Origin of the sequence: Natronomonas aquatica (assembly GCF_024449025.1) — an archaeon.
GTDB classification, from domain to species: Archaea; Halobacteriota; Halobacteria; order Halobacteriales; family Haloarculaceae; genus Natronomonas; species Natronomonas aquatica.
Window position 1 is genome coordinate 101,984 of the sequence record NZ_JAHLKM010000006.1, and the last position, 25,836, is coordinate 127,819.

General features: G+C 64.8%; 30 protein-coding genes, 1 tRNA gene and 1 other RNA gene (1 of these 32 running past the window's edge). 15 read left to right on the forward strand and 17 right to left on the reverse strand.

The window, feature by feature from the left end:
* Position 1 precedes the first annotated feature (1 nt).
* The 5 genes from KM295_RS07175 (at position 2) to KM295_RS07195 (ending at position 4,591) form a co-directional block, all read left to right on the forward strand.
* Positions 2-1,000 (forward strand): succinylglutamate desuccinylase/aspartoacylase family protein, encoded by a 999-nt coding sequence (locus tag KM295_RS07175; RefSeq protein ID WP_256029269.1) that lies wholly within the window; start codon positions 2-4, stop codon positions 998-1,000.
* Between the two features lie 92 nt (positions 1,001-1,092).
* Positions 1,093-1,485: a succinate dehydrogenase, cytochrome b556 subunit gene (gene sdhC, locus KM295_RS07180; protein WP_256029270.1), complete on the forward strand. Its 393-nt coding sequence runs from the start codon at positions 1,093-1,095 to the stop codon at positions 1,483-1,485.
* A 1-nt stretch (position 1,486) separates the two neighbouring features.
* Positions 1,487-1,852 (forward strand): succinate dehydrogenase hydrophobic membrane anchor subunit, encoded by a 366-nt coding sequence (locus KM295_RS07185; RefSeq protein ID WP_256029271.1) that lies wholly within the window; start codon positions 1,487-1,489, stop codon positions 1,850-1,852.
* A 2-nt stretch (positions 1,853-1,854) separates the two neighbouring features.
* Positions 1,855-2,718: a succinate dehydrogenase/fumarate reductase iron-sulfur subunit gene (locus tag KM295_RS07190; RefSeq protein WP_256029272.1), complete on the forward strand. Its 864-nt coding sequence runs from the start codon at positions 1,855-1,857 to the stop codon at positions 2,716-2,718.
* Between the two features lie 43 nt (positions 2,719-2,761).
* The gene (locus KM295_RS07195) at positions 2,762-4,591 is read left to right on the forward strand and encodes an FAD-binding protein (RefSeq protein WP_256029300.1); all 1,830 of its coding nucleotides are present in this window, start codon (positions 2,762-2,764) and stop codon (positions 4,589-4,591) included.
* A gap of 64 nt (positions 4,592-4,655) precedes the next feature.
* Here KM295_RS07195 and KM295_RS07200 read toward each other — a convergent pair whose 3' ends face one another.
* The 10 genes from KM295_RS07200 to KM295_RS07245 form a co-directional block, all read right to left on the reverse strand.
* Positions 4,656-5,036, reverse strand: coding sequence for a cupin domain-containing protein (locus KM295_RS07200; RefSeq protein ID WP_336272735.1), 381 nt, complete (start codon positions 5,034-5,036; stop codon positions 4,656-4,658).
* 54 nt (positions 5,037-5,090) lie between these two features.
* The gene (thiM, locus tag KM295_RS07205; RefSeq protein ID WP_256029273.1) at positions 5,091-5,921 is read right to left on the reverse strand and encodes a hydroxyethylthiazole kinase; all 831 of its coding nucleotides are present in this window, start codon (positions 5,919-5,921) and stop codon (positions 5,091-5,093) included.
* Positions 5,914-6,558 (reverse strand): thiamine phosphate synthase, encoded by a 645-nt coding sequence (thiE, locus tag KM295_RS07210; protein WP_256029274.1) that lies wholly within the window; start codon positions 6,556-6,558, stop codon positions 5,914-5,916. The genes thiM and thiE overlap by 8 nt, the downstream gene beginning before the upstream one ends.
* Before the next feature lie 90 nt (positions 6,559-6,648).
* Entirely contained in the window at positions 6,649-6,792 is a 144-nt protein-coding gene (locus KM295_RS07215; protein ID WP_256029275.1) for a XapX domain-containing protein, read from the reverse strand.
* A gap of 108 nt (positions 6,793-6,900) precedes the next feature.
* On the reverse strand, positions 6,901-7,506 hold the full coding sequence (locus KM295_RS07220) for a DNA-3-methyladenine glycosylase family protein (RefSeq protein WP_256029276.1): 606 nt from the start codon (positions 7,504-7,506) through the stop codon (positions 6,901-6,903).
* A 30-nt stretch (positions 7,507-7,536) separates the two neighbouring features.
* Complete coding sequence (gene cysE, locus KM295_RS07225) at positions 7,537-8,091, reverse strand: serine O-acetyltransferase (RefSeq protein WP_256029301.1); 555 nt, start codon at positions 8,089-8,091, stop codon at positions 7,537-7,539.
* 73 nt (positions 8,092-8,164) lie between these two features.
* Positions 8,165-8,590 (reverse strand): TRAM domain-containing protein, encoded by a 426-nt coding sequence (locus KM295_RS07230; RefSeq protein WP_256029277.1) that lies wholly within the window; start codon positions 8,588-8,590, stop codon positions 8,165-8,167.
* A 519-nt stretch (positions 8,591-9,109) separates the two neighbouring features.
* A complete protein-coding gene (locus KM295_RS07235; RefSeq protein ID WP_256029278.1) occupies positions 9,110-10,444 on the reverse strand; it encodes a nickel pincer cofactor-dependent isomerase, group 22 in 1,335 nt (444 codons plus the stop codon).
* A gap of 168 nt (positions 10,445-10,612) precedes the next feature.
* Positions 10,613-10,683: transfer RNA gene (locus tag KM295_RS07240), tRNA-Gly, on the reverse strand.
* Positions 10,684-10,749: 66 nt separating this feature from the next.
* On the reverse strand, positions 10,750-12,000 hold the full coding sequence (locus KM295_RS07245; protein WP_256029279.1) for an MFS transporter: 1,251 nt from the start codon (positions 11,998-12,000) through the stop codon (positions 10,750-10,752).
* 153 nt (positions 12,001-12,153) lie between these two features.
* On the opposite strand from KM295_RS07245, the gene KM295_RS07250 reads away from it, so the two are divergent.
* Positions 12,154-12,429, forward strand: a complete 276-nt coding sequence (locus KM295_RS07250; protein ID WP_256029280.1) for a hypothetical protein — start codon at positions 12,154-12,156, stop codon at positions 12,427-12,429.
* Positions 12,430-12,468: 39 nt separating this feature from the next.
* Here the strand turns inward: KM295_RS07250 and KM295_RS07255 are convergent, their stop codons facing one another.
* The 3 genes from KM295_RS07255 to KM295_RS07265 are packed head-to-tail and all read right to left on the reverse strand — an operon-like array spanning position 12,469 to position 16,832.
* The gene (locus KM295_RS07255) at positions 12,469-13,104 is read right to left on the reverse strand and encodes a class I SAM-dependent methyltransferase (RefSeq protein ID WP_256029281.1); all 636 of its coding nucleotides are present in this window, start codon (positions 13,102-13,104) and stop codon (positions 12,469-12,471) included.
* 55 nt (positions 13,105-13,159) lie between these two features.
* Positions 13,160-15,190, reverse strand: coding sequence for a type II secretion system F family protein (locus KM295_RS07260; protein WP_256029282.1), 2,031 nt, complete (start codon positions 15,188-15,190; stop codon positions 13,160-13,162).
* Between the two features lies 1 nt (position 15,191).
* Complete coding sequence (locus KM295_RS07265; RefSeq protein ID WP_256029283.1) at positions 15,192-16,832, reverse strand: type II/IV secretion system ATPase subunit; 1,641 nt, start codon at positions 16,830-16,832, stop codon at positions 15,192-15,194.
* Between the two features lie 159 nt (positions 16,833-16,991).
* Here KM295_RS07265 and KM295_RS07270 point away from each other — a divergent pair, with 159 nt between their 5' ends.
* Positions 16,992-17,441, forward strand: a complete 450-nt coding sequence (locus tag KM295_RS07270) for a DUF5793 family protein (RefSeq protein WP_256029284.1) — start codon at positions 16,992-16,994, stop codon at positions 17,439-17,441.
* Here the strand turns inward: KM295_RS07270 and KM295_RS07275 are convergent, their stop codons facing one another.
* From KM295_RS07275 to cyaB, 3 genes are all read right to left on the reverse strand, one after another.
* Positions 17,442-17,894 (reverse strand): DUF5804 family protein, encoded by a 453-nt coding sequence (locus KM295_RS07275; protein WP_256029285.1) that lies wholly within the window; start codon positions 17,892-17,894, stop codon positions 17,442-17,444.
* A gap of 47 nt (positions 17,895-17,941) precedes the next feature.
* A complete protein-coding gene (locus KM295_RS07280; RefSeq protein ID WP_256029286.1) occupies positions 17,942-19,147 on the reverse strand; it encodes a methionine adenosyltransferase in 1,206 nt (401 codons plus the stop codon).
* Between the two features lie 100 nt (positions 19,148-19,247).
* The gene (gene cyaB, locus KM295_RS07285; protein WP_256029287.1) at positions 19,248-19,784 is read right to left on the reverse strand and encodes a class IV adenylate cyclase; all 537 of its coding nucleotides are present in this window, start codon (positions 19,782-19,784) and stop codon (positions 19,248-19,250) included.
* A 93-nt stretch (positions 19,785-19,877) separates the two neighbouring features.
* Here cyaB and KM295_RS07290 point away from each other — a divergent pair, with 93 nt between their 5' ends.
* The gene (locus KM295_RS07290; RefSeq protein WP_256029288.1) at positions 19,878-20,870 is read left to right on the forward strand and encodes an FKBP-type peptidyl-prolyl cis-trans isomerase; all 993 of its coding nucleotides are present in this window, start codon (positions 19,878-19,880) and stop codon (positions 20,868-20,870) included.
* A gap of 21 nt (positions 20,871-20,891) precedes the next feature.
* Here the strand turns inward: KM295_RS07290 and KM295_RS07295 are convergent, their stop codons facing one another.
* Positions 20,892-21,794, reverse strand: coding sequence for an acyltransferase (locus KM295_RS07295; protein WP_256029289.1), 903 nt, complete (start codon positions 21,792-21,794; stop codon positions 20,892-20,894).
* 156 nt (positions 21,795-21,950) lie between these two features.
* Here KM295_RS07295 and KM295_RS07300 point away from each other — a divergent pair, with 156 nt between their 5' ends.
* The 7 genes from KM295_RS07300 to ffs all read left to right on the forward strand — a co-directional run.
* A complete protein-coding gene (locus KM295_RS07300; RefSeq protein WP_256029290.1) occupies positions 21,951-23,009 on the forward strand; it encodes an aldo/keto reductase in 1,059 nt (352 codons plus the stop codon).
* 72 nt (positions 23,010-23,081) lie between these two features.
* A complete protein-coding gene (locus KM295_RS07305) occupies positions 23,082-23,561 on the forward strand; it encodes a pyruvoyl-dependent arginine decarboxylase (protein ID WP_256029291.1) in 480 nt (159 codons plus the stop codon).
* A 98-nt stretch (positions 23,562-23,659) separates the two neighbouring features.
* A complete protein-coding gene (locus KM295_RS07310) occupies positions 23,660-23,992 on the forward strand; it encodes a DUF5811 family protein (protein ID WP_256029292.1) in 333 nt (110 codons plus the stop codon).
* A gap of 88 nt (positions 23,993-24,080) precedes the next feature.
* Positions 24,081-24,353, forward strand: a complete 273-nt coding sequence (locus KM295_RS07315) for a ribonuclease P protein component 4 (RefSeq protein WP_256029293.1) — start codon at positions 24,081-24,083, stop codon at positions 24,351-24,353.
* Between the two features lie 102 nt (positions 24,354-24,455).
* Entirely contained in the window at positions 24,456-24,704 is a 249-nt protein-coding gene (locus tag KM295_RS07320) for a YhbY family RNA-binding protein (RefSeq protein WP_256029294.1), read from the forward strand.
* On the forward strand, positions 24,701-25,603 hold the full coding sequence (locus KM295_RS07325) for a mechanosensitive ion channel family protein (protein ID WP_256029295.1): 903 nt from the start codon (positions 24,701-24,703) through the stop codon (positions 25,601-25,603). The genes KM295_RS07320 and KM295_RS07325 overlap by 4 nt, the downstream gene beginning before the upstream one ends.
* A gap of 83 nt (positions 25,604-25,686) precedes the next feature.
* Positions 25,687-25,836: signal recognition particle sRNA (gene ffs / locus KM295_RS07330), an RNA gene on the forward strand; it runs 163 nt beyond the window's last position.

Sequence of the window (25,836 nt, forward strand, 5' to 3'; positions counted from 1 at the left end):
TGTGACCACAGCCTTCACGTACAACGGCGGGGCCGTCGAACCGGGCGAGACCACGAACGTCCGTTTCACCGTCAGCGAGACCTACCTCGGGGACCCGGTTCGGATCCCGGTGACGATCGTCAACGGCGAACACGAGGGTCCGACGCTGTGTCTCGCGGCAGCAACCCACGGCGACGAACTCAACGGGATCGAAATCGTACGGGAGGTCGCCCACGAGTGGGATCACTCGGATCTCCGCGGGACGCTCGTCTGTCTGCCCGTGCTGAACGTGCCGGGATTCATCGCCCAACAGCGCTACCTTCCGATCTACGATCGGGATCTGAACCGATCGTTCCCCGGCCAGTCCGCCGGGACCAGCTCGAAACGGATCGCCGATCGGGTGTTCCGGAACTTCATCGAGCCGTGCGATCTCTGTCTGGATTTTCACACGTCGACGCGTGGACGGAGCAACATGTTACACGCCCGTGCCGATATGGCCGACTCCGCGGTCGCGCGGGTCGCGAACGCCTTCGCCTCGAACGTCATCATCGACAGCGAGGGACCGGACGGCTCGTTGCGCCGGGAGGCGAGCAAGGCGGGGACGCCATCGATCACCGTCGAACTCGGCGAGGCCCACCGGTTTCAGCGACCGCTCATCGACGCCGCGCTCGAGGGGGTCCTGTCGGTGATGGCCGAGTTCGGCATGCTGGAGACGGAAACCGTCAAATGGCCCGGCTGGCGGACCGTTATCGAGGGATCCGACGAGAAGACCTGGCTGCGGGCCGACGCCGGCGGGCTCGTCGATATGCACCACGAACGGGGCTCGCTCGTCGAAGCCGGCGAGACTGTCTGTACGATCTCGGATCCGTTCAAGGCCGAGGTGACCAAAATCGAGGCGCCCTTCACCGGACTCCTCATCGGGATCCCCCAGAACCCCCTCGTGTACCCGGGAAACCCGCTGTGTCACCTGGTCGCTCTCGAGGAGCCCACGCTCCGGGCGGTCCGACAGATACGCGGGTAGGTGGCTGATTAAACGACTCCCGACACCGAGTTCCCCGACAACCGTTCGCAGGTAGTAACTACTATACCGACGCGGTCCGGAGAATACGGTGCATGAGTCAATCGTACGACCGAGGTCTGATAGAGGACTTCGGGCGGTGGCAAGAGTTCTCCGCCGGGATGTGGGCCTGGATCTTCCACAAGTTCACCGGCTGGGTACTCATCGGCTATCTGTTCACACACGTCGCCGTGTTGAGTACCGCGACGGTGGACGGGGCGACCTACACGTCGACCCTCCAGGGGCTCGAGAGCCTCCTTCTCGTCCGGTTTCTGGAGGTCGGCCTGCTCGCGGTCGCCGCCTTCCACATACTCAACGGGATCCGGCTGCTGTTCGTCGATCTCGGCGTCGGGCTCGGGGCACAGGACAAGGCGTTTTACGCCGCGCTGGTAGCGACCGCGGCCGTCACGGTCGCGAGTATTCCGACGTTCCTCGTGGGGGCGTTCTGATATGGCGGAACATTACTCCTCCTTCGAGCCGAAGGGGACCCGCTGGCTGATACAGCGGATTACGGCCGCGTTCCTAGTAGTCGTGTTGGCGTATCACTTCATGATGCTCCACTTCGTCAACCACGCGGCCGAGATCACCTTCGCCGGGACACAGGTCCGGATGAGCCAGGTCGGCTACTTCGCGACGATGGTGCTGTTTTTGATCACCGCGGCGTTCCACGGCGTCAACGGTGTGTACAACGCACTCGTCAATCAGGGTCTCGACGGCACCCAGAAAACCGTCGTCAAGTGGCTTCTCGTTGTCGCTGGAGCGCTCTTGATCGTCCAGGGGATCCGCGTCGCGAGCGCCATGACGGGGCTGTTCTAACCATGAGTACGCAAATCCAGGAAAGCGAGACCGAAACGGAGACAGAAGAGACGTCCGAACACCAAACGCGGCGGCTGGCCGAGAAGCGCGAACGGGCGGACATGGCCGAACGGGCCGAGACCGACCTCTCGGGCGCCGACGAGACGGCCCGGATCAAGGTCTTCCGGTACGACCCCGAGGTCGAGGGCAAGAAGGATCCCCGGTTTGACACCTTCGAGATCCCGTTCACCAAGGGGATGACGGTGCTCGATGCCCTCATCTACGCGCGGGATCACTTCGACTCCTCGCTTACCTTCCGGCACTCCTGTCGGCAGGCCATCTGTGGGTCGGACGCGCTCTTTATCAACGGCCGACAGCGGCTCGGCTGTAAGACCCAGATGGTCGATCTGGAGTGGCCGGTCCAGATCGAACCGCTGCCGCACGCCGAGGTCGTCAAGGACCTGGTCGTCGATATGGAACACTTCTACGACCAGATGGAGGCCGTCGAGCCGTACTTCCAAACGAACGACCTCCCGGACGGTGAACTCGAAGAACAGAAACAGACCAGAGAGAACCGAGAGAAGGTGAAGATGTCCACGCGGTGTATCTGGTGTAGCGCGTGCATGTCTTCGTGTAACATCGCGGCGGGCGACAACAAGTATCTAGGTCCGGCGGCGATCAACAAGGCCTACCGCTTCGCGATGGATCACCGGGAGGGCGAGGACATGAAGGAACACCGCATCAACATCATCGAGCAAGAACACGGCGTCTGGCGGTGTCAGACGCAGTTTTCCTGTACGGAGGTGTGTCCCAAAGACATCCCGTTGACGGAACACATTCAGGAGCTGAAACGCGAGGCAGTCAAAAGCAATCTGAAGTTCTGGTAACCGTACGCTCAAGACGCTCAAATCCCAACTACAAACTATGACAATACACGAACACGACGTCGTCGTGGTCGGTGCCGGCGGAGCCGGACTCCGCGCCGCGATCGCGGCCGACGAGGAAGGCGCCGATGTGGCGATGGTCACGAAACTCCACCCGGTCCGTTCGCATACCGGCGCGGCCGAGGGCGGTATCAACGCCGCCCTTCGGGACGGCGACGACTGGGAACTGCACGCCTACGACACCATGAAGGGGTCGGACTACCTCGGGGACGCCCCCGCTATCGAGACACTCGCCCAGGACGCTCCCGAAGAAGTCATCCAGCTGGAGCACTGGGGGATGCCCTTCTCGCGGGAGGACGACGGCCGCGTCTCCCAGCGGCCCTTCGGCGGGCTGTCGTTCCCCCGGACGACCTATGCCGGCGCCGAGACCGGCCACCATCTGCTGCATACGATGTACGAGCAGGTCGTAAAACGGGGAATCAAGGTCTACGACGAGTTCTACGTCAGCCGGCTCGCGGTCACTGACCACGACGACCCGGAGGATCGGGCGTGTCACGGCTGTATCGCCTACGACATCAAATCCGGCGAGGTAGTCGGCTTCCGGGCGAGAAACGGCGTCGTACTGGCGACCGGCGGCGACGGGCAGGTCTTCGATCACACGACAAACGCGGTCGCGAACACCGGCGACGGCCCGGCGATGGCCTACCGGGCCGGTGTCCCCGTAGAGGACATGGAGTTCGTTCAGTTCCACCCGACGACGCTGCCGTCGACGGGCGTACTCATCTCCGAGGGCGTCCGCGGGGAGGGCGGCATCCTCTACAACAGCGAGGGCGAGCGGTTCATGTTCGAATCCGGCTACGCGAACAACGCGGGCGAACTCGCCTCCCGCGACGTCGTCTCTCGGGCCGAGCTGACGGAGGTCAACGAGGGCCGCGGGTTCGAAGACGAGTACGTCTATCTCGATATGCGTCACCTCGGCGACGAGCGCATCTACGACCGGCTGGAGAACATAATCCACCTCGCGGAGGACTTCGAGGGGGTCAACCCCGTCGAGGAGCCGATGCCGGTCAAACCCGGCCAGCACTACCACATGGGCGGCATCGAGACGAACGAGCACGGCGAGACCTGCGTATCGGGCCTGTACGCCGCCGGCGAGTGTGCGTGTGCCTCGGTTCACGGCTCGAACCGCCTCGGCGGCAACGCCCTGCCGGAACTCATCGTCTTCGGGGCCCGTGCGGGACACCACGCAGCCGGGCGCGATCTCGGAGAAGCGGAGGTGCCGACCGGCCCCTCGGCCGAAAGTGAATCCGAGGATTCGCTCGACACGCCGGTCAATCCCGGCGCACTCGATGCCTCCGACAGCGACGTCGCGGCCGACGGCGCCCTCGTCGAACCCGACGAACTGGTCGAACGCGCCGTCGAGACCGAACGCGATCGAATCGAAACGATGCTCGAATCCGACGGGACGAACCACGCCGAGATCCGCGAGGACCTCCAGCAGGCGATGACCGAGAACGTCAACGTGTTCCGGGAGAAAGAGAGCCTGAAGGAGGCGCTGGAGGTCATCCGCGAGTGCCGCGAGCGCTACCAGAACGTCGCCGTCTCGGATCCCTCCCGGACGTTCAACACCGATCTCATCCACACGATCGAGACCCGCAACCTCATCGACATCGCCGAGACGATCACGCTCGGGGCCCTCGCACGCGATGAGTTCCGGGGGGCCCACTGGCGCCGGGAACACCAGGAACGGAAGGACGACGAGTGGCTCAAACACACGATGATCGCCTGGAACGACGGTTCGCCGCAGCTCTACTACAAGCCGGTCGTCCTCGAAGGCGAGAACAAAGAGTACGAACCGAAGGTCCGCTCGTACTGAGACGGCCCTCCGGGCCATCTGTCGTCGGTTGGTTTCCCTCTCCGAGGCCAAACGCCGAGGCGCTTCACCCGATAAAACCGTCCGTGCTCCACTCGGCGTCGTCGCCTTCCGGTTCGATCGACACGGGAGCGCTCACTAGCACGAAGGCGGCTTCCTCGTCGTCGTTTCGGATCTGTCGGGTCGCCTCCGGCGGGATCCAGACGGCATCGCCGGTCTCCATCCCGACGGATTCGCCGTCGATGACGACCGTCGCGGTCCCCTCGATGAGGACGTAGATCTCCTCGTGGCCGTTCTCGGTGTGATCGTGGGGTCGGCTCTTCCAGTTCGGCTCACACCGCGTGATCGTGACGCCGACGTGCTCGCTTTCGAGAGGTTCTCTGAGAAAGTGCATCCCCCCGGAGACTGGCTCGATCTCGCGGTAGTTGACGCGTTTGTACGTGCTCATACCCCCCGTAGAACGGCCACCGAAATAGTTGTCACGCCGTGACAGGGGCGTTGGTCAGGCCGAAAGGACCCGTTCGATCCGTTCGTTTCCCGACTCGGGGGGGCGGTCGGCCATCCCGGCGACTGCATCGAGGAACGCGATCCGGTAGCTCGCCGGCCCGTCGTAGGAGCCGTCGGTCGCGGCGCGTTCTCCCGCCAGCCCGAACCCGACCGCCCCGGAAAGCGCTGCCTCGAGGGGGCGATCGAGCTCGATCCCGGCGGCGAACGTCGCGAGCGTGACGCCGAGCATACAACCGGTTCCGACGACTTGCCCCATCATAGGGTGGCCGACGGCGAGTTCGTATGCGCCCTCGGCGTCGGCGACGACATCCGTCTCCCCGGAGGCGACGACGACGGTGTCGTACTCGCGGGCACACGAGACCGCACGCTCGGCGATCTCGGCGTACTCGCCGACGGACTCGACGCCACGGACCTCGGCGTCGGCCCCCGAAAGCGCCGTGATCTCGGCGTGGTTTCCCTTCAGGACCGTCACGTCGAGTTCCTCGACCAGCCGGGTCGCCACGCGCGTCCGGGTCGGCGTCGCGCCGACTCCCACCGGATCGACGACGAGCGGCAGACCGTGTTCGCTTGCCGCCCCGCCGGCGGTCAGCATCGTCGCCTCGCCGGCCTCGTCGACCGTCCCCATGTTCAACAGACAGCCGTCGGCGGCGGCGACCATGTCTCCGACCTCCCGTTCGTCGTCGGACATGACCGGCAACCCGCCCCAGTGGAGCGTGACGTTGGCCACGTCGTTGACGGTGACGTTGTTCGTCACGGCGTTGATGAGCGGTTCGGTATCGGCGATCGCGCCGAGGGCCCCCGCGAGATCGGTTTCGACCTCAGACATCCGCGTTCACCCCCCGGACGGCAGCTCCGAGTCGTCTGGTCGCGGCCTCGGGATCGTCGGCACCGGTGATCGCGGAGATGACGGCGACGCCGTCGGCGCCCGCCTCGACGACCGGTCGGGCGTTTTCGGGCGTGACGCCGCCGATCCCGACGAAGGGGAGGTCGGTCGCTTCTCGGACCGCCCGGATACGGTCGAGCCCGATATCCGACTGCTCGGGGTCGGTCTCCTTCGAGGTGGTTCCGTAGACCGCCCCGACACCCAGATAATCGGCACCCTCGCGTTCGGCCCGGCGGGCGGTTTCCGGTGTCGAAACCGATCGACCCACGAGGGCGTCCTCTCCGAGCCGGTCGCGCGCGACCGCGATCGGCAGGTCGTCGTCACCCAGATGGACGCCGTCGGCGTCGATCGCGGCGGCGAGATCGATCCGGTCGTTGACGATCAGCGGGATGTCGGCTTTACGAGTCAGTTCACGGACCGTCCGTCCGAGTTCATAGCGGTCCCGGGCGCTCGTGCCCTTCTCGCGCAACTGGACGGCGTCGACGCCGCCGCGGATGGCGGCTTCGACGATCTCGGCGGTCGATCGATCCCCCGACAGCGCCGTATCGGTCACCAGATACACGTCGAAACGCTGGGTCATACAACCGACTGGTACGCCTCGCCGGGGTATCGGTCTTTCCGTTCGAGCCGGGTGTATCCGATCCGGTGGTGTTCGCTTTCATCCGACCGGTTACAGCCCCAGCGCAGAGAGCGGATCGAAGCCGATCCCAAGGTACTCGACGGTCCCGAAGCGGAGATAGATACCGGCGATCCCGAGAACGCCGGTGATCGGCGGCGGCGCCGTGATCGGGACGCCGACTGTTGGAGAGACCACACGGAGAAAAACCGGATCACAGCGCCAGGATCGGGAGGACGAGGTCGGTGCTCATCGTTCGGTTCGGCCCGAGACTCCATCCGATAAAGTGGTTCGGGAGATCCCGGACTACCCCTGGGTTACCTCTTCGACCGCCTCGACGACGTCCTCATCGACGCGCCAAAGATACAGCGTCGCGTAACTCCGGTAGGGCGCCCACCGTTCGGCTTCGCTCACCATCTCCTCTCGGCTCATTTCTTCCTCGAAGAGCGTTCGCATTCCCTTCCGGACACCCAGATCGCCGACCGGAAACACGTCCGGACGCCCCAGCGAGAACAGAAGCTGCATCCGGGCCGTCCACTCGCCGACGCCCTTGATAGTCGTTAGTTCCTCGATGACGGCCGTTTCGTCCATTCTCTCGAAGTACGCCCGGTCGTACTCGCCGTCGAACGCCCGGGCGATGTTACGGACGTACTCGGTTTTCTGCCGGGAGAGCCCACAGTTTCTGAGCAACTCCGGATCGGCGGCGAGGACCCCCGACGGGGTCACCTCGATGGACTCGAACAGGCGCTCTCTCGTCGCCTCTGCCGACGCCATCGAGACCTGCTGGCGCAGGACCGAGACGACGAGTCGGCGGAACATGTCCTCGGCCGGATCGAGTCCGAGCCGGCCGTAGCGTTCGACGAGCGGGCCGAGACGGTCATCGGAACGGAGGTGATCGTGTGGTGTCGACATGGGTGAACGGAGGGACGCCGGGGTCAAAGCTCACTCGGAAGGGGACCCCTCGGCGGTCGACCGCTCCCCGGTCGCCGTTCCGATCGGCTCGGCCGGGACTCCAGCGACGGTCGTTCCCGGATCGACGTCGTCGACGACGACGCTTCCGGCCCCGACGGAGGCGTTTTCTCCGACCGTGATCGCACCGAGAAGCGTCGCGTTCGCCCCGACGGTGACGCCGTCCTCGAGCGTCGGATGACGCTTCTCCCGGCGCATCGAATCGCCACCGAGCGTGACGCCATGGTACAGGAGGACGTCGTCACCGATCTCGGCAGTTTCCCCGATCACGACGGCCGCACCGTGATCGATGAACAGCCGGCGGCCGATGTCGGCGGCCGGGTGGATCTCGACGCCGGTGAGAAACCGCACGAACTGTGAGAGAAACCGGGCGGTGAACCGAAAGCCACGCCTCCACAGCGCGTGGGCGAGTCGATACCCCCAGATCGCGTGGAGCCCACTGTACAGAAGCGCGATTGTCGCGGCGCTCGTCGCGGCAGGATCCTTCGCGAGTGCGGTCCGGACGTCCTCTCTGAGGGACTCGAGTATCGCCGTCATACATTCGAGGGAGGCCGGCAGGCGGATCCTATCGGCGATCCGGGCCACGGGAGGGGGACGGACACTACTCGTAGTAGCTCAACCGTTCGGTGACCTCGGCGAAGGCGACGTTCTCCTGGACGTCGGTGACCTCGATCCGGACCCGTTCGCCCCGCTCGGTGTCCGGGACGATGATCACGTAGCCGCGCTCGACGCGCGTGATCCCGTCGCCCTGACTCCCGATATCCTCGATCTCGACGGTCCGGTTCTCGCCCTCCGTAACGGGCGGTTCGGGTCTGTCGGAGTCGGACGTATCCGCATCCGACTCCGGCTGGGCGTCGGTCGTCGGCGTCGCCCCCTCGGTCGTGGGCAAAAGCGCGACGCGGTACGTCTCGGACGCCTCGAGTGCGCCGAGTTCGATCTCCCGGTCGGGTAGTTCGATGAGATACGATCCGTCCCGCTGTTCGACCGTCGCCGAAAACAGACAGTGAAGTTGTTCGGAAATCTCCATAGTAACGATCTATTTGGAACTTTGGGCCCGCCTGGAACTTGACTCCACCGGTTCAACCGACGACGGGAGCGTACGGAGCGTGCAAACATAAACGAAATATAACGGTATCCGGGTTCGAATCACCGACCTCTCCGAACGGTCAACAGTGGCTTTTCGGTTCTATCGACGAGAATCGATTGTACGGAGCCGAAAACCCGTTTTCGAAGCGCCGGCTCAGTTTCGCTCGATGCGACGGAATCGAACTCTGTGACACGGGACAGAATAGTCTCGCGACGGTCACTCGCTGTCGGTTGTCCGACGCGATGCGGTCTCGATCGGCTCTCAGTTCGTCGAGTCGGCCGAGATCGGCGTCCGGTTTCACGAGTACGACTCCGCGTTCCAGTGCCGTCCCGGCCGACCCGAATCCGGGGGCAACACCGACCGACAGCCGTATTCGTTCGCGGCCGTATCGATCAGTCGATCCCGATCTCTGGTGGACACCAGGCGCGTTTCGAGATCCCATCGCTGAAGCCAGCCGCCTCACTCGGGAGCGACCGGCGACGGGCGCACGAGATCACCGTCCCGGAACCGAACCGGCTCAGGTTCCGAGACGACCCGGAGGTCGTCCCGCTTGCGGGCCTCGGCGACGAGCGACTCCGAGGCGTAGAGTCGCTCTAGGTGCATCGTATCCGTCGCCCGGAGCAGACGGATCTCGGATGGATCCCGCGGTCCGACCGTCGAGAGACACGCGAGGAGACCGGCACGGTCCGTCTCGACGCCGGCCGGCGTCCGGGCGTTCCGGACGCTGCCCGAAGTGATCGCGTTGGTGACAGTCTTTTCGAGATCCAGCTCTTTCAGCAGGTCCCGATGTACGAAGTCGGCCTGGCCGATCCCCATGGCGTTTCCGTGGGACGCGTCGGTCAGCGACCGGGTGTAAATCCGGCGAATGAACGGGGTTTCCGGTTCGGGTTCGTTGAACACGAGCATCCGACCCGTGACGTTCGTGTCCATTCCCGCCCCGCTTACGTCTTTGCCCTGCCGATCGAAGACGACGACGTCCAGTTCCTCGAACGGAAGCGTCGGCATGTACTCGTAGGCCACCTCCAGCAGTTCGGCCTCGCGCTCGAGAAAGCCCGAGGCCGGAACGCCCTCGACGATGGCCGTATCGTCGCGCTGGTCCTCGACGATCGCGACCCCGCCGACGACGGGCAGGGCGTCGACGAGTACGTCGGTGATCTCCGGGATCATGTTCCGGAAGCTCCACTCGAGCGCCCACTCGTGGGCCATCTTCGCGCCCCGCTGTTTCCCCATCCCGATGACCAGCATCTTCGAGAGCCCACTCTCGACGTCGCCGGCGAAGGAGGTGTGTGGTTTGATCCGGTTGATCGGCACGATCGCGTCGGTAGCGGCGGCGTGTGCGTCGGCGTAGACAGGGACCCCTCTGTCGGTCGTTCGGCCGACCTGTTCGACCTCCATAGTCGCGCGGATCTCACACTCGACCGCCCGTTCGGTGACACCGAGCGCTTCGAGCACCTCCAGCTGTCCGTCCACCGTCGCCCCGCCGTGGCTGCCCATCGCCGGGAACAGAAACGGTTCGTACCCCGCCTCGCGGATACCGGCGACGGTCCCACGAACGATCGCCGGGAGGTTCGCGATCCCGCGACTGCCGACACCGACCGCGACCTCGCCGCCGTCGGGGACGTCATCGAACGGGAGGGAGGCGGCCGCCTCGGCCGCACTAGCCTCGATCCGCCCGTCGGGGATCGGGTCAGTCTCCCACACCTGCTCGATGACACCGAGCGGCGGGATCTCGCGGTCCTCACACAGTTCGACGATCGTCCGCTCGGACACGACCGAACCATCGGCTTCGACCATGCGGGTCCCAACGGGACGGACCAACAAATATCTCCTGTACCCTGTGAGGGGTCGAAACCGTGGCGACGGGCCCACGACCGACCGGGGCTGTCCTGTCGACTCTTTCAAATCAGCGTGTTATTCACCATAGAGACCGCTGAAAAGTGCTGTACGCGACGGAGGAGCGAGTGCGCCGACCGGGATTTGAACCCGGGCCATGAGCTTGGAAGGCTCAGGTCCTACCACTAGACCATCGGCGCGCAGTTCGGCGTAACACCACGCCGTATAAGACCCTTTTCGTTCCGTACAGGGCGTTCGAGGAGCGGTCACTCGGAGGCGAGCAACACCCCGAACAGCGCGGCCAGGACGACCCCGACCCCGGCGATAGCGGGGAACGCGGCGATAATCCCCCATCTCGTCGCGAGAACGCCGAACACCGCCGGGCCGATCGCGCTGCCGAGCGCAGAGCCGGTCTGGACGACACCGAAGAGGCTGCCGCTGTGGGCTTCCTCGGCTCGTTCGGAGACCAGGGCGTTTTTCACCGGGTAGACGGCGTACATCGCGGCCCCGATCACGACGAACCAGGCGACGAGTGCCGCGATCAGGAGGACGAACGGAAGGCCCGCGGTCGCGTGTGCGACGAGCAGGCTCGCCCCGACCAGTACCGCGGTCGCGAGGGCGGCCCCGATCCCGAGATAATACCGGTTCAGCCGGTCGGCGAGGTCCCCGCCCCAAAGCGAGGCGACGCTGCCGCCAACGAGCAGCGCGAAGAACGCGAGGTTGCTGACCGACACCGTCGCGCCGGTCTCGGCGGCGACGTAGGAGGTGGTGAACGTCTGTATCGCGCGGTGTTGCAGCGACATGACGAGCGTGATGAGACACAACAGCCCGATATCGCGGGTCGCCAGTTCGGTCGCCGTCGCCCGAACACCCCGGACCCACTCGGTAGCGGCGATCCGACCGCCGTCGGATCGGATCGAGGGCGTCACGTCGACATCGAACGATACGAGAAAGTACGCGACGAGAAGCGTCGCGCTGCCACCGAGCAGCGCCGCGCCGAGCAGGGCGATACGCCAGCCCGAAACCGCCGCCAGTCCCCCGACGGCAAGCGGTGCGGCCATCGTTCCGAGCGTGCCGCCGACCCCGAACACGCCCATCGCTTTCCCCTCCGTGTCGGCGGTTTCGATATCGCTGATAATAGAGAGGCCCGTCGGATGGAACGTGCTGCCGGCGATCCCGGCGACTACCTGTGCGATCGCCAGGGCTCCGTAGGTGGTAGCCATCCCCGCGATGACGATCCCACCGGTCATCCCGACGAGCCCCGCGAGCATGAGCCGGTTTTTCCCGATCCGGTCGGCGACGAGTCCGGCGGGGAGCTGGAACAGCGAGTACATGACGAAAAAGACCGTAAGGAGAAATCCAGCCTGCCCGTAGGTGACGCCGAGATCGGCGATCAAAAGCGGGATGATCGGCGGAATGACGATCGAGAAGAACTCGTTGATACCGTGTCCGACCGTGATCGGCCCGACGGTTCTGGGGCGACTGACCTCCGTCATCCGCCGCAGTGCCCCAGGCATCTCTAACGGACGGTTATCCGGTAATAATAAAAAGCGTACTGCTCGTCCCTGCCGGAGGTGACTGTCCCGTCAGAGGCTCTCCCGTGTCCCAATAACAAAAACGCGGAGACCGGACAGAGGTTCTTAGTGCGACGGGGACGATCGACAACCTGTATGGAGGACCCGGAAGACGAGTTCGAATGGATCAGCGAGGAGGACCTTCGGGCGGCGACCGACGACGAACTCGTCGAGCAGGTAATGACGCTGCAAAAGCACGTCCACACGCTGCAAAACGATCTCGACGAACTGCGGGAGCTAGTGTATCTGTTGCTTGATCTCCAGACCGGACTCGTCGAAGAGTTCCATCCGGAACTGCACGCGCTCCTAGAAGAACTCGAAACCGAAGGTGCCTCGGGGGACGTGATCGACTTCGACACCGAACCCGAGTGATTGACCGTCCGGGGACGGCTCGTTCCTCAAAAAACCGCCTCACGCCTTCTCGACGACCGCATAGCAGTTACCCGCCGAGGTGAACGACTCCGCGACCGAAAGCGCACTCGCATCGAGATCGGCGTCGAACTCCTCGGGTGCGTAGATGTGGTAATACCGCGGGACGGTCGTTCCGTCGGGGAGCGTCCAGCCGACCTCGGTATCGAATCCCGTCCCCGTATCGCCGTCCTCGAAGCGGTCGTGGGTAGTGCTCCAGACGCTGACGAGGGCGGCTCCGTCGGCGTCGAGCACACGGGCGAGTTCGTCGAGGCTCCGCCGTCGGAGACGGCGCTCGGGCAGGTGATGAAGCGTCGCGATATAGAGCGCGAGCCCGACGCTGTCGTCGGCGAGCGGGAGCGCGGTCGCGTCGCCCTCGATGAGGTCCGCCCGGGGGACCCGTCCTCGGGCGATCGAAAGCAACTCCGGGCTGAGATCGAGGCCGACGACGCGGTCGGCGTGTCCGAGGAGCAACTCGGTGTGGCGGCCGTTGGCACAGCCGATATCGAGCGCCACCTCGGCGCGTCGGCCCGCACAGAAGGACTCGACGTCCGGCCACGGACGGTCCCGCGTCGCCGCGAAGTGTTCGGCGATCCGCTCGTAGGTCCCGCGCACGCCGTGACGATCGTTTCCGTCCATACCCCGGGTTTCCGGAGCACGGACAAGAAAACGCCGGTCGAGGCCGGACCGACAGTCAGGTTAGAACGACCAAAACGAGGTACGTGACGAGGAGCATCGCCGTCGCGTGTTTCATGCCGTCCTTGACCGATCCGTTGCCCATGACGCCGCCGACGAGCCCCGAGACGACCGACTGGACGAGCGCGGTATGAAAGAACACGCGCTGGTAGGCTTCCCGATCGACGCTCGAGCCGCCGAGTCCCGGTACCCCGGCGGCACGGGCGTTGGCGGCGCTGCTGGTGTCCGGAAGGTTCGGGATCAACACCTGCTCTAAGGCCAGAATAACCACGAGGAAGACGAGAAACGAGACGTAAATCACGACGAGATACGTGAACATCTCCTGTTTGCGCTGTTTGCGGAGCATGAGATCCGAACGGACCTGTCGGGCGGCGATCCGGAGGACGGGACCGATCTCGTTGGAAGCCCGCATCGCATTCGTGATCAGCGTCACCACCCTGGTCACCGAGGCCGTTCGTACCCTGGATTCGAACCGCGAGAGAGCTTTCTCGGCGGTAGCACCCCAGTTCATGTCCCGCCAGATGCGCTCGACCTCCGCATCTAGGGCCCCGACATCGCTCTCGCGGACCCGGTCGAACGAAGAGACCATCGCGATCCCGGCCTCGTTAAGACTGGCGAGACGCTCGAGGAAGTCCGGAACAGCGTCTTCGAGCCGTCTGAGCTGTCGTTTCCTGTACTCGTAGACGACGGCGAACGTCCCCATGAGGAAGACGACCGCCTGCACGAGGAGATCGTCGAGCACTTCGATATCGATGGCGTCGGCCGCCATCGCCGCCGGGAGCCGATAGCCGGTCACGAGGACGGCGATCGGGACCGTCACGTACAGCAGCCGAACGGGACGTTCGATGACGGATGCGACCGGCGTCGCGAGCGTCTTCCGGACCGAACGAAGCCGTCGGTACGCCATGAGCCGTCCGTGGTTGTCCGCCGACTCCGGGCTGGCGTAGCCGCCGTCGGATTCGATCCGCCGACCGCCGATCGGGGCCTCCGTTTCCGACATCCGATCCCGCGATCCGTCCGTTCCTGCCCGAAGCGGCTGGGTAACCTCGAGCAGGTAGCCTAAAAAGAGGAGGTTCGTCGCCGGGAGGATCAGGTACGCGATCATCCGCATCACCAACAGCGTGTCGCTGACCGTCAACCCGATTATCAGAAGGATCGTGATCAGAAACAACATTCCCGCGACGGCGACGGTGACGTACACCTCGGCGGTCGTCGCCAGCAGGTTCAGTATCTCGGCCTGTTGTTCTTCGGCCTCCTCGCGGTAGCGATCGTACTGTTCGCTGAGAAATTCCGAGACGCTGCCGCCGCTCTGGAGAATACTCGCGAAGTTCTCGGTGAACGTCGAGAACTGCTGGGACGGTGTCCGATCGGAGAGGTCCTCGACGGCCGTCACGAGATCGACGTTGAACAGGTCCATGTTCCGGACAGCCGTTTCGATCTCAGTCGCGCCCTCCCCGAACACGTTCTCGTTTGCGGCGAGGGTCCGGAACACGGCCGGGACAGACATTCCCCCGCGAGAGAGTGCGTACATGAACGCGACCATCCGAGGAAGCCCCGCGTCGATCTTTCGTTCGCGTGCGTCCGCCCGGATCGCCGGAAGCCGCCATCGGACGGTGTAGGCGCCGACCGCGGCGACGATCCCGATACCGACGCTCCCGACGGCGAGCAGGCCGAACTGCTCGGTCCCGAGGTTCGGATCGTCACCGAAGAACGCTACCGGATCCGTCCAGAGCTCGGCGGCGTCAGCCAGCGCGAACACGCCCACGCCGGCGTAGAACGCGGCGATAGCCGAGACGAAGCCGGCAACGATGACATAGAGGTACGTCTTGCTCGCGTACTCCCGGTACGGGCTCCCCATCGCCGCGGATCGCAACAGCCGCTCGCGGCGGGCGTCGAACTCGATCCCCCGACCGCCGAAGAGCCGGAACGCGGTTCTTGTGAGAGTGCGGTCGAGACGGGCGCTGGCCGGCGCCAAGAGAAACGGGGTCAGAAGGGCGACCCCGAGGACAAGCGGGACCAGCCGGAGCATCTCAGTTCCCCGGCTCCGACGGTACCGGCTCGCTCGCCGTCTCGGCTTCCGATCCGGCGGCCTCGATCCGATTCATGATATCGTCAGGGGCGGCGTAGTACCGGTTGACCATCGCTGTAAACCGCTCGTAGCCGTTTACCTCGCGATCCTGAAGGAACGCGAGAAACCGCCTGCGGCGGCGCATCTCCTCGAGGAGATCGGTCTTCGACCAGCCGCGCTCCTCGGCGATCTCCTCGGTGATCCTCGCCGTCCCTTCCTCGAAACTGTCCGACGCGGAGTCCCACCGGTAGGCGCCGGTGTAGTCGAGTTCGCCCGTCCGCTGGTCGATCCCTTCGATCTCGGCGATCGTGTCGGCCCGCCTGACCCGTTCGCTGCCGAAGCGGGCCAGCGTCTGCACACAGAGGATATCCAGCGACTGGACCATCGATCGGGGGACGTTGATCGGCTCGTTCTCGAGGCGGTTGATGACCGTCTGGACCGAGTCGGCGTGCATCGTCGATAGCGTCGTGTGCCCAGTGTTCATCGCCTGAAACAGCGTGATCGCCTCCTCGCCACGGACCTCGCCGACGATGATGTACTCGGGGCGGTGCCGCAGCGCCGACCGAAGCAGATCGTACATCGTCACGTTCGCCGCGTCGTCGAGCCGATCGCGAGTCACACTGGAGAGCCAGTTGTCGTGGTGCAAGGACAGCTCTCGGGTGTCCTCGATAGTGATCAGTTTCGAGCGCGGCGGGATGAACATCGAGATCGCGTTCATCGAGGTCGTCTTGCCCGACGCCGTCCCGCCGGCGAAGACGAGGTTTTTGTTGTGTTCGATCGCCAGCCACAGATACGCCATCTGCTCGAGGGAGTAAGTCCCGAACTCGAGGAGATCGATCGGCGTGAACGGCTCCTCGCTGTATTTCCTGACGGTGAACGCCGACCCGTGGGGCGTCACTTCCTCTCCGAGCGCGAGTTCCGCACGCGATCCGTCCGGCAGCGTGGTCTCGACGATCGGGCTGCCGACCGAGATGTGGCGTCCCGCCTGCTGGGCCATCGACACCACGTAATCGTCGAGGGCGCTCCGCCCGAAGGAGACGTTCGTTTCGATGTCCTGGTAGTCCTCGTGGTAGGCGTACAGCGGAATCTCGTAGCCGTCACAGGAGATGTCCTCGATGTGGGGATCGTGCATCAGCGGGTCGATCGGACCGAACCCCTGGAACCGTCGGTAGAGGTAATAATACAGCCGATAGATGACAGCGGCGTCGATATCGACCCCGTACCGTTCGAGCCGCCGTCTGAGTTCGAGCATGAGACTCTCCTCGGGCGGCCCCTCGTGGGTGCCGTACAGAAGCGGCGTCCGGACGTCGTCGTAAAGCGTTTCAAGCAGATCACTCTCGAAGCGATCGAGTTCCGGCTCGATGGCCAGATACTGGTGCTCGTTTTCGTCCTCGTCGTATGTGATCGCGGCGTAAGAAAAGGGTGGATTGAGCCAGTACCGCTCGACGAGCCGGTCGACGAACGGCCGGTCGCCGACGATCGGGTCGTCCTCGCCGGGGCGGTACGGTCCCTCCGGAACTGACGACCCCCGAAGCGTATCGACGGTGTAAGCCAGTCGCTCGCGGATGGAACCAACCCCGTCGTCCGATCGATCCTGTGGCATCTTTGGAACCTCCGACCGTGGATGTAACACTGTACGCGAGCAATTAAGATAAATGTCCGCCGCGTTCGGCCGCCCGGATGGTCCATCCGGAGAACGCCACGCGTCTGACGGGGGCGTTACGTTCATGCGTGGGCGGCCCCTATTGCCGGACAGGTAGGGATGCGCCGCGATTATTTCACTCTGGAGGCGGCGGGTGTGCAGACCGACGACTCGGGACGGCCGACCGTGCGGATCACGTACGAGGGGCCGACCGAGGAACTCGAGTCACGACTCCGCCGCGGGGGAACACCGCTCGACGGCGACGGGGTCGATATCACCTACCGGCTGCAGAACGCCCTCGACGCCGACAACCCGAAGGGGGTCTTCGCTATCGCCGATCGCGTCACCGGCGAGTACGTCCTCGAGTTGAACGCCGACGCGGAGACGGTGTTTTCGGTGATCGAAACCGTCGCCGACGGCGACGAGAAGAACGGTCACTACCGGCTCGTCATCGAGACCGACGACGGGAGCGAACTCGCGGTCTACGAGAAATCGACGCTTCTGGTTTACGACCACGGGGGCGATTTGCTCCGCGAGAGGAGTCTCATCCCGAGCGGCGTCGAAATCTGATCAGGCGCCGAACTCCGTTTCGGTGACCCGGACGACGAGCGTTTCCTCGGTTTCGTTGAGATCGTACTCGGGCAGCTCCGGGCCCGTCCGGGTGACGAACATCGGTTCGAGGAGTTCGCCGTCGGCGACGCCGAACACTTTCAGGTATCGCCCGGATTCCTCGGGGGCACACTCGCCGTCGCGGACCGCCGAGGCGAGCGACCGCGAGAGCCACTCCTCGTCGCTGATCGACGGTTCGAACACGAGCGCCTCCGCGACGAACCGGGCCAGGTACCAATCGAGATCGTTCAGAATCGAGACGGCAGCACCCAGCGAGACCGTCCCGAGGGCGACCGTGTTCTCGTAGGGGGCAGTCAGATCGTACGTCGAAAGCGCCTCGCGGGCGGTCTCGCGGCTGACGAGTTCGTATCGGAGTTCGACGTCGTCGTCGCCGACAAGACACACCCGCGTCATGGCTCGACGTCGGCGGCGAGGGAAAAAAGCGGTTTCGCCTCCCGACGTCAGAACGTCGTCAGTTCGCCGTCGATGACGCGCTGGGTGATGTCGGTCACGTTTTCGAGTTCACGATCGACGATCGCCCTTATTTCGGCCTCGATGTCGTCGACCTCGATGCCGTCCTCGGTTACGAGCGTCGCGTCGGCGACGTGAGGGCGGTCGATCGGCTGGCCGATCTGCGAGAGCAGTCGGATCCGGATCTCCTCGATGCCCGCGACCTCCCCGACGACGGCGTGGGCGATCTCCGTCGACAGGAGGTTGTAGATCTTCCCGATGTGGTTGACCGGGTTCTTTCCGGAGGTCGCCTCCATCGACATCGAGCGGTTCGGCGTGATGAGGCCGTTGGCACGGTTGCCGCGACCGACCGAGCCGTCGTCGCCCTGTTCGGCACTCGTCCCCGTCGTGGTCAGATAGATCGATCCGTCCTCGTAGTTGTCAGCGGTGTTGACGTGGACCGTCACGTCGCGGTCGGTGTATGTAGCAGCGAGATCCTCGACGAACGTCCGGATCCCGGCAATCGTCTCCTCGTACTCGTCGATGTCGGCGACGTATCGATCGACGATCGCGGCGGCGACGGTCACGTCGATCGCCTCGCCCTCGCGTTTGCCCATCACCTTGATGTCCTGACCGACGCCCGGGTTCTCGTCGCTGTAGCGGCCGTTGAGCTGTCGCTCCGTCTCGAGGACGATCGTTTCGGTCTCGGTCAGCGGCGCGTGTCCGACGCCGAAGGAGGTGTCGTTCGACATCGGGACCTGCTTGCCGTCCTCGCCGAAAACTTCCTGTAGGTCACCCGACCCCTCACCGAGTCTGACGTCGACGACCACGTCCGTACCGAAATCGATGAACGGGAAGTTCTCCGTGATGTACTCGCGGGCCGCCCGGAGGGCGATCGTCTCGGCGGGGATTCTCGTACCCCCGTATTCTTTGGTCGCCCGACCCGTGATCAGAAGATAGATCGGATCGATGACCTCGCCGCCGCCGAAGGCCGGCGCCGCGCTGCCCGCGACGAGCTGGGTCTCGTCGGTGTTGTAGTGGAGCACCTTCCCGACGCGGTCGATGTACTCCCGCGCGAGCGCCTGTGAAACGTGTTCCGCGATCCCGTCACACAGCGAGTCGGGATGGCCGAGCCCCTTCCGCTCGACGATCTCGACGTCCTGAGCTTCGACCGCGCGGCCCACGACGGGCTCGACGCGGATGTTTCGGTCAGTCATTGCGGTCCCGTACTCCTCGGGCGGTTCTATAACTTACGGAAACCAAATTGACCATATAGATTACCGGTGTGCATGTATCGGAGAGAGCGGATCGGCCTATTCACCGATCGGCCTCGATCAAAAGGCCCAGATACGAACGCCGAATCTGACTCTCGGGATCGAACCCCAGCCGCTGGAGCAGTTCGGCCGCCCCTTCGCGAGCCGGCTCGATCACCTCCGCTTCGGTCTCGACTTCGAGGAACTCCCCGAGCCCCGAGACGGTATCGAGTGTGACGGTGTACTCCCCGTGTCGGAACCGCTCGCGGGTCTTTTCGACCGTCGCGGCAGGCTCGAATCCGAGCCGCTCGAGGATGCCGTCGAAGACCGCGCCGTCGGCGATGGCCGTCTCCAGTTCCGTTCGGGTCTTCGATTCGGCCTCGACGAGCGGACCCTTGTACGTGACCCGCGTTTTCTCGCCCTCCGTGGCGGCCTCACGGCGGATTCTGAGTGCCTCGTCCGTCTCGGCGAACTCCCGAACCGGGTGATCGTAATAGGTATCCACCTGCCGCACCGTTCCCTCGGGGACAGCGCCGAGTCCCGACAGCCTCGACCGGACGCGGTCGTGGTCGGCCCGCACCTTCATTTCCACTTCGTACATGGCGGTGAGGTCTCGGTCGACGGGCAAAAACGCCGTGGCTCCGTCCCGCAGTGAAACGTGATTGTTAAGGGTGCGACGGCTGTCGTAGGGAGTATGAGCGACGAATCCGATGACGTCGAAGAGACCGAACCGGCCGACGAAGTAGCGGAGACGGCCGACGCCGAACCCAACGGCACCGAGACCGAGGAGCCGGACGACGACGAAGCGGAGGCGACGGGTCTACAGGACGGCGATTTCGTCCGGATCGGCTACACCGCCAGAACCATCGAGGACGGCCAGCTTGTCGACACGACCGACGAGGAAGTCGCCGAGGAGGAGGGCGTCGCCGACCAAGGCGAGTTCGAACCCCGCGTGATCGTACTCGGGGAGGGACACCTATTTCCGGCGGTCGAGGACGACGTCCGCGGCAAGGAGGTCGGCGACGGGGGCAGCGTCGTCGTGAGCGCCGAGGAGGCCTTCGGCGAGTACGACGAGGAGGAGGTCCGGACCGTCTCGGCCGACAAGATCGACGAGGACGACCGCTATCCCGGCGCACGGATCCAGATCGACGGCCAGGAGGGCGTCCTCGAGACGATCATCGGCGGGCGCGCACGTGTCGATTTCAACCACCCGCTCGCCGGCGAGGACATCGAGTACGACTACGAGATCCTCGGTACCGTCGAGGAGGACATCGAGCAGGCGCGGGGTCTGCTGAACATGTTCCTCGATATCGACCTCGAGATGTGGGTCGAGACCGACGAGGTCGAGGAGACCCGCGTCGAGGAGCCCGACGACGAGGACGACGAGGACGCTGAGCCCGAAACCGTCACCGAAACCGTCGAGAAGCGAACGCTCTACGTCGAGTCGACGCCCCAGCTCTCGATGAACCAGCAGTGGATGATGCAGAAACAGCAGATCGCCGGCCAGCTTATTGATCTGACCGATATCGACCGGATCCTGGTCCAGGAGATCCTCGACGGCGACATGGGGATGGGCATGGGCGGGATGATGGGCGGCATGGGCGGTGCCGGGGGCGACGTCGATATCGAGGAAGCCCTCGAAGAGGCCGACATCGACGCCGACGAGATCGCCGAAGAACTCGAGTAACGCCGCGGTCCCGGCGCGGTCCTATTTTCCGGGCGGCTCCAGATCCCGCCCGAACTCGTCGAACCGCTCGAGGTCCGCCGGGAGATCGTAAGGGATCCGCCGTTCGTCCCGTAGCGACTGATGCTCGGTGTCGATCGGATCCGCGACGTCCTCCCAGCCCGGCTTGATCCGGACGCTTTTCGCCGGCTGACCGACGACGATGTGGTGGGCGGGGACGTCCGACTGGACGACGCTCCGGGCCCCGACGATGGCGTTCTCGCCGACCTTACAGCCGGCCCGAACCATCGCGTCGAAAGTCATCCGGGCGTCGTCTTCGAGGATCGTGTGGTAGTTGTCGACCTCGGTCTGGTCGACGATGTCGTGGTCGTGGCTGTAGATGTGGACGCCGTCGGAGACCGACACCCGATCGCCGATCGTCAGCCGGCCGCGGTCGTCGAGGTGGACGTCGTCGTGGACGACGACGTTGTCGCCGACGGAGATGTTGTGGCCGTAGGTGAACGTGATCCCCTTGAAGAACCGACAGCTCTCGCCACACTCCGCAAAGAGGTGCTCGGCGAGCATCCGACGGAACCGGAGGGCGAACTCGACGTTGTCGGCCATCGGCGTGGCGTCGAACTGCCGCCAGAGCCACTGGAGGTGTTTCGACCGTTCGAACTTCGTCTCGTCTTTCTCGGCGTAGTACTCGCTTTCCAGCGTCGCGTTGCAGGGATCATAACCCTGGAGTCGGACGCGTTCGGCCGGGGAGACGGATTCGCCGGCCTGCCACCGGTCGTAGGCCTCCCGGTCGCCGTGGAGGTCGACGAGGACGTCCTCGACGACCGCGCAGGTGTCCTCCTCGCTCGAAAGCCGGCGATCGACCGTCTCGAGGAACGTCTCGAGGCCTTCCTCGGCCTCCGTCGGCAGCGAGACGTGGCGTTTCGTCATACCCGTCCTGACGGGCCTGTGGTTGTTAGGGATTGCTGTTGTGTGCGGTATGCACGATCGAAAGAGGCTTATCAATACCTTCCATTATTGATTTTCGATCGCGGTACCCCGTGGACGAACCGCGGCCGATAAGTGAGAGAACCACTAAAAGCGTGTATGAACTACCGCACGCTCGGCACGTCCGACGTCGAGGTCTCCGAGATCGGCTTCGGCGCCTGGGTCGTCGGCAGCGACTGGTGGGGTGACCGGAGCGACGAGGAGGCGATCGAGATGGTCCGGTATGCGATCGATCGGGGCATCACGTACTTCGATACCGGGGACGTCTACGGCCACGGCGACTCCGAGCGACTCATCGGGCGCGCACTCGAGGGCGTCCGCGAGGACGTCACCGTCGCGACCAAGATCGGCTACGACTTCTACAACAACCCCCAGGCCGGCCACGGCGAGCTCCCCAAGGAGATGAACCGGGCGTACCTCGAGGAAGCCTTCGAGAAGTCGCTGGATCGGCTCGGGCTCGAACGGATCGACGTCCTGCAGTTGCACAACGCCAACGTCGAAGAGATCGACGCCGACGTGCTGGAGTTCCTCGACGAACTCAGGGAAGGCGACCGTGTCGACGCCATCGGCTGGGCGCTCGGACCCTCGATCGGCTGGCTCGCGGAGGGCGATATGGCGATCGAAGAGGAGTTCGACGCCGTCCAGCTCGTCTGGAACGCCTTCGAACAGGAGGTCGGCAATCACTTCCTGGAGACGCTCGATCGGACCGGCTCCGAGACGAGTCTCATCCCGCGGGTTCCCCACTCGTCGGGGCTTTTGAACGAGCAGGTCAGGCCGGATACCGAACTCGACGAGGGCGACCACCGCGCGTACCGTCCCGACGAATGGTACGAGACCGGCTGGGAGAAACTCGAACGCCTCCGGTTTCTGGAACGGGACGACGAGCGGACGATGGCTCAGGCGGCGCTGCAGTGGCTGTTGTACCACGATCCGGTCGCAACCGTCACGCCGACGTTCCGGACCAGAGCCGACATCGACGAGTGGGCGGCCGCGAGCGACGTGCCGGCCCTCTCGGACGACGAATACGGGCGTGTCCAAGAGCTATACGCCGGGAACTTCGGAATCGACGGCGACGACGGGATGGACGCACTCCGGTCTTCGGTCGGCGGGAAGGACATCGATTCGGCGGAGTTGGACAAAGAATCCGCCGGAAGCTGACGAGCAGCCGACAGGACGAACCCGGAGACCGAGTCCCGACGTTTTTATCCGTCGATCGCCGAGTGGTGACCGATGGGACTCATTCGGATCGTGTGGGGAACCGCAAGCGGGCCGACCGCGATGGCCTCCTACGACGCCGCGCTCGCGGCGGCGAACGTCGGCGATTACAACCTCGTTTCCGTCTCGTCGGTGATCCCTGCCGACGCGACGATCGAGGCCGTCGGCGAGGCGGCGTCGCTCGGGCCCGCCGGCGAACGGCTCACCGTCGTCGAGGCCCGAGCGACAGTCGAACCCGGCGCGGCGGGGCCGGCGGCGGCCTGTCTGGGCTGGTCGCGCGAACCCGACGGACCGGGGATCTTCTATGAAGCGTCCGGGACGGACCCCGGGGCGGTCCGCGATCGGGTCGACCGCGGGCTCGCCGCCGGCCGCGAACTCCGGTCGTGGGCGTTCGACGACGGCGGGCGACGGGCCGTCACCGCCGACACCGATCCCGAAACGTACACGACAGCGGTCGTACTGGCGGTCTACGGCGAGAGTTCGTCGCTGTTTTGAGCGCCGGCCGTCGGAGCGCTCTCCGGAGTCTATATGGCACCGACTGGCATATGATCCGACGGGTTTTTATCGGCGTGCTCTCTACCGGGGGACAGTCAATGCACGGAAACGCCCCCCACGGCGGCGCCTCGAAAACCGGGATCGAACCGACGCCGGAACACCGACAGACGCTGCGCCGTGACCTCGTCAACGTCGCCGTATCGACCCGCGAGTTGCTCTCGGACGAGTTCGTCGTCGGCGGCGAGATCTCCGACGACGACGGCACCCTCCGGGCGACCGTCGCCGTACAGCCGCCCGCCGGTTCGGTCGTCACGACGGGACTGGACGTCGACGCGGCCGACGATATCGATACCCTCGCTGTCGACCTCGCGGCCGGCGCCGTCCTGGAGGCCAAACACGCTGCCCGGGATACCCACCGCATCGCCCGATAGCTCCCGTGTCGGTGCCCCGTCGATCGATGCGCCGGAACCGCCCACGCGTTACCGAACGTCTTTGGTCGCTCGGGGGAAAATCCGGACCGTGACCGTCGCCGAAGAGCGGATCGCACGGCTGGCCGAGTTGGCCCGACAGGCCGCGAGAACAGGCGAAGACGACCTCGCACGGCAGTACGTCCGGCGCGCCCGGCGTGTCGCCGAACGCAACCGGCTCCCGCTACCGCGGCGGTTCAAACGGTTCACGTGTGATCGCTGTGACAGGTATCTGATCCCGGGCCGGAACGCAACCGTCCGGACACGGGCCGGCCACGTCGTCGTGACGTGTACGTGCGGCGAATACGCCCGCTACCCGTACTGAACGCCTCACTCGCCACAGGAGGTACCTACAGGTGATCGTCGGAAACGCCGTATCCCTGAAGGAATGTGTCAGGTTTTTAAGACCCCCGGATGAAAGATATGTATGTCGCCGAAGGATCTGAAATCCCGAGCACACGACACCGACGTGACCGTCTGGGTCGGCAAGTCGGGGCTCGGTCCCGTCACCGAGGAGCTGTCTGACCAGCTGGCTGACAGAGAACTCGTGAAAGTGAAGTTCCTCCGGGCAGCCCGCAGCGGGACGACGACAGAGGAGTTGGCGGCAGACCTCGCCGGCCGGACGAACGCCCAACTCGTCGATACGCGCGGCCACACTGCGGTGTATCACCGATGATGCCGCTGCAGAACGGCGTCGGGGGACTGCTCGGTGGCGCCCTGGAATCCGTCGGCGTACCACCGGAGATCGCCGGGCCGGCCGGCGAGGCGGTCGTCGGGGCGGTGGCCTTTCTCGTCGCGTTTATGGCGCTGTATCTCTTCGGAAAACGCGTCTTGCTTCCGGTGCTCAACCGCGTGCTCGATGCCCGCGGCCTGGATCGACACGCGAAAGCTCCGTTGCGGAAGCTAACGTGGATCATCTATCTGTTCATCGGGATCACGGTCGCCTTCGGAGTCGCCGGATACAACGGCTTCCTGCGGTCTTTGGCGACGATCGCCGCGGCGGCGACGCTGGCGATCGGCTTCGCCATGCAGGACGTCCTGAAGAACTTCGTCGCGGGAGTCTTCATCTTCACCGAGAAACCGTTCAAGATCGGCGACTGGATCGAGTTCGACGACAACGCGGGAATCGTCGAGGACATCAGCCTGCGGGTCACCCGTATCCGGACCTTCGACAACGAGCTTTTGACCGTCCCGAACTCCCATCTCACCGACAACGTCGTCAAAAACCCCGTCGACGCCGACAAGCTCCGTCTCAAGTTCGTTTTCGGAATTGGCTACGACGACGACGTCGAGGCCGCCACGGACATCATTCTCGAGGAGGCCCGCGCCCACGAGGAAATCATGGACGATCCGGAGCCGTCGGTCCGGCTGACGGAACTCGGAGATTCCTCGGTCGGCTTGCAGTCACGGATCTGGATCGAGAGCCCCTCCCGGGGGGATTTCGTGAAGACCCGCGGCGAGTACGTCCGAAACGTCAAACGGCGGTTCGACGGGGAAGGGATCGACATCCCGTATCCACACCGGACGCTCACCGGCGGTATCGAGGTCGCCGACGGTCCCGTCGCCGGCGAGTGACTGCTCGTGTCGGTTCCCGGCAGATCGCGTGACTGCGATCGGTTTCGAGACGAAAGAGCCTTATGTACCAGTCGTCTAGAATCTCACGGACTAGGTCGGGCGGTTAGGCCCCGCTCGCTACCCGCGCTATGGTCTTCAGCGGGGACCGAATCCGGGGCGCGTCCGGACCAACCACTACGGGCCCCGCAAGCCAACGTCGAAGCCTCGTCCCGCGAGGGCAGCGGTCCGCACGC

Bases quoted from the DNA above. Each gene is read 5' to 3' on its own strand.
- sdhC (WP_256029270.1), top strand. From the start codon at position 1,093: ATGAGTCAATCGTACGACCGAGGTCTGATAGAGGACTTCGGGCGGTGG.
- KM295_RS07185 (WP_256029271.1), top strand. From the start codon at position 1,487: ATGGCGGAACATTACTCCTCCTTCGAGCCGAAGGGGACCCGCTGGCTG.
- KM295_RS07190 (WP_256029272.1), top strand. From the start codon at position 1,855: ATGAGTACGCAAATCCAGGAAAGCGAGACCGAAACGGAGACAGAAGAG.
- KM295_RS07200 (WP_336272735.1), bottom strand. From the start codon at position 5,036: ATGAGCACGTACAAACGCGTCAACTACCGCGAGATCGAGCCAGTCTCC.
- thiM (WP_256029273.1), bottom strand. From the start codon at position 5,921: ATGTCTGAGGTCGAAACCGATCTCGCGGGGGCCCTCGGCGCGATCGCC.
- thiE (WP_256029274.1), bottom strand. From the start codon at position 6,558: ATGACCCAGCGTTTCGACGTGTATCTGGTGACCGATACGGCGCTGTCG.
- KM295_RS07220 (WP_256029276.1), bottom strand. From the start codon at position 7,506: ATGTCGACACCACACGATCACCTCCGTTCCGATGACCGTCTCGGCCCG.
- KM295_RS07230 (WP_256029277.1), bottom strand. From the start codon at position 8,590: ATGGAGATTTCCGAACAACTTCACTGTCTGTTTTCGGCGACGGTCGAA.
- KM295_RS07235 (WP_256029278.1), bottom strand. From the start codon at position 10,444: ATGGTCGAAGCCGATGGTTCGGTCGTGTCCGAGCGGACGATCGTCGAA.
- KM295_RS07245 (WP_256029279.1), bottom strand. From the start codon at position 12,000: ATGCCTGGGGCACTGCGGCGGATGACGGAGGTCAGTCGCCCCAGAACC.
- KM295_RS07250 (WP_256029280.1), top strand. From the start codon at position 12,154: ATGGAGGACCCGGAAGACGAGTTCGAATGGATCAGCGAGGAGGACCTT.
- KM295_RS07255 (WP_256029281.1), bottom strand. From the start codon at position 13,104: ATGGACGGAAACGATCGTCACGGCGTGCGCGGGACCTACGAGCGGATC.
- KM295_RS07260 (WP_256029282.1), bottom strand. From the start codon at position 15,190: ATGCTCCGGCTGGTCCCGCTTGTCCTCGGGGTCGCCCTTCTGACCCCG.
- KM295_RS07265 (WP_256029283.1), bottom strand. From the start codon at position 16,832: ATGCCACAGGATCGATCGGACGACGGGGTTGGTTCCATCCGCGAGCGA.
- KM295_RS07270 (WP_256029284.1), top strand. From the start codon at position 16,992: ATGCGCCGCGATTATTTCACTCTGGAGGCGGCGGGTGTGCAGACCGAC.
- KM295_RS07275 (WP_256029285.1), bottom strand. From the start codon at position 17,894: ATGACGCGGGTGTGTCTTGTCGGCGACGACGACGTCGAACTCCGATAC.
- KM295_RS07280 (WP_256029286.1), bottom strand. From the start codon at position 19,147: ATGACTGACCGAAACATCCGCGTCGAGCCCGTCGTGGGCCGCGCGGTC.
- cyaB (WP_256029287.1), bottom strand. From the start codon at position 19,784: ATGTACGAAGTGGAAATGAAGGTGCGGGCCGACCACGACCGCGTCCGG.
- KM295_RS07290 (WP_256029288.1), top strand. From the start codon at position 19,878: ATGAGCGACGAATCCGATGACGTCGAAGAGACCGAACCGGCCGACGAA.
- KM295_RS07295 (WP_256029289.1), bottom strand. From the start codon at position 21,794: ATGACGAAACGCCACGTCTCGCTGCCGACGGAGGCCGAGGAAGGCCTC.
- KM295_RS07300 (WP_256029290.1), top strand. From the start codon at position 21,951: ATGAACTACCGCACGCTCGGCACGTCCGACGTCGAGGTCTCCGAGATC.
- KM295_RS07305 (WP_256029291.1), top strand. From the start codon at position 23,082: ATGGGACTCATTCGGATCGTGTGGGGAACCGCAAGCGGGCCGACCGCG.
- KM295_RS07310 (WP_256029292.1), top strand. From the start codon at position 23,660: ATGCACGGAAACGCCCCCCACGGCGGCGCCTCGAAAACCGGGATCGAA.
- KM295_RS07320 (WP_256029294.1), top strand. From the start codon at position 24,456: ATGTCGCCGAAGGATCTGAAATCCCGAGCACACGACACCGACGTGACC.
- KM295_RS07325 (WP_256029295.1), top strand. From the start codon at position 24,701: ATGATGCCGCTGCAGAACGGCGTCGGGGGACTGCTCGGTGGCGCCCTG.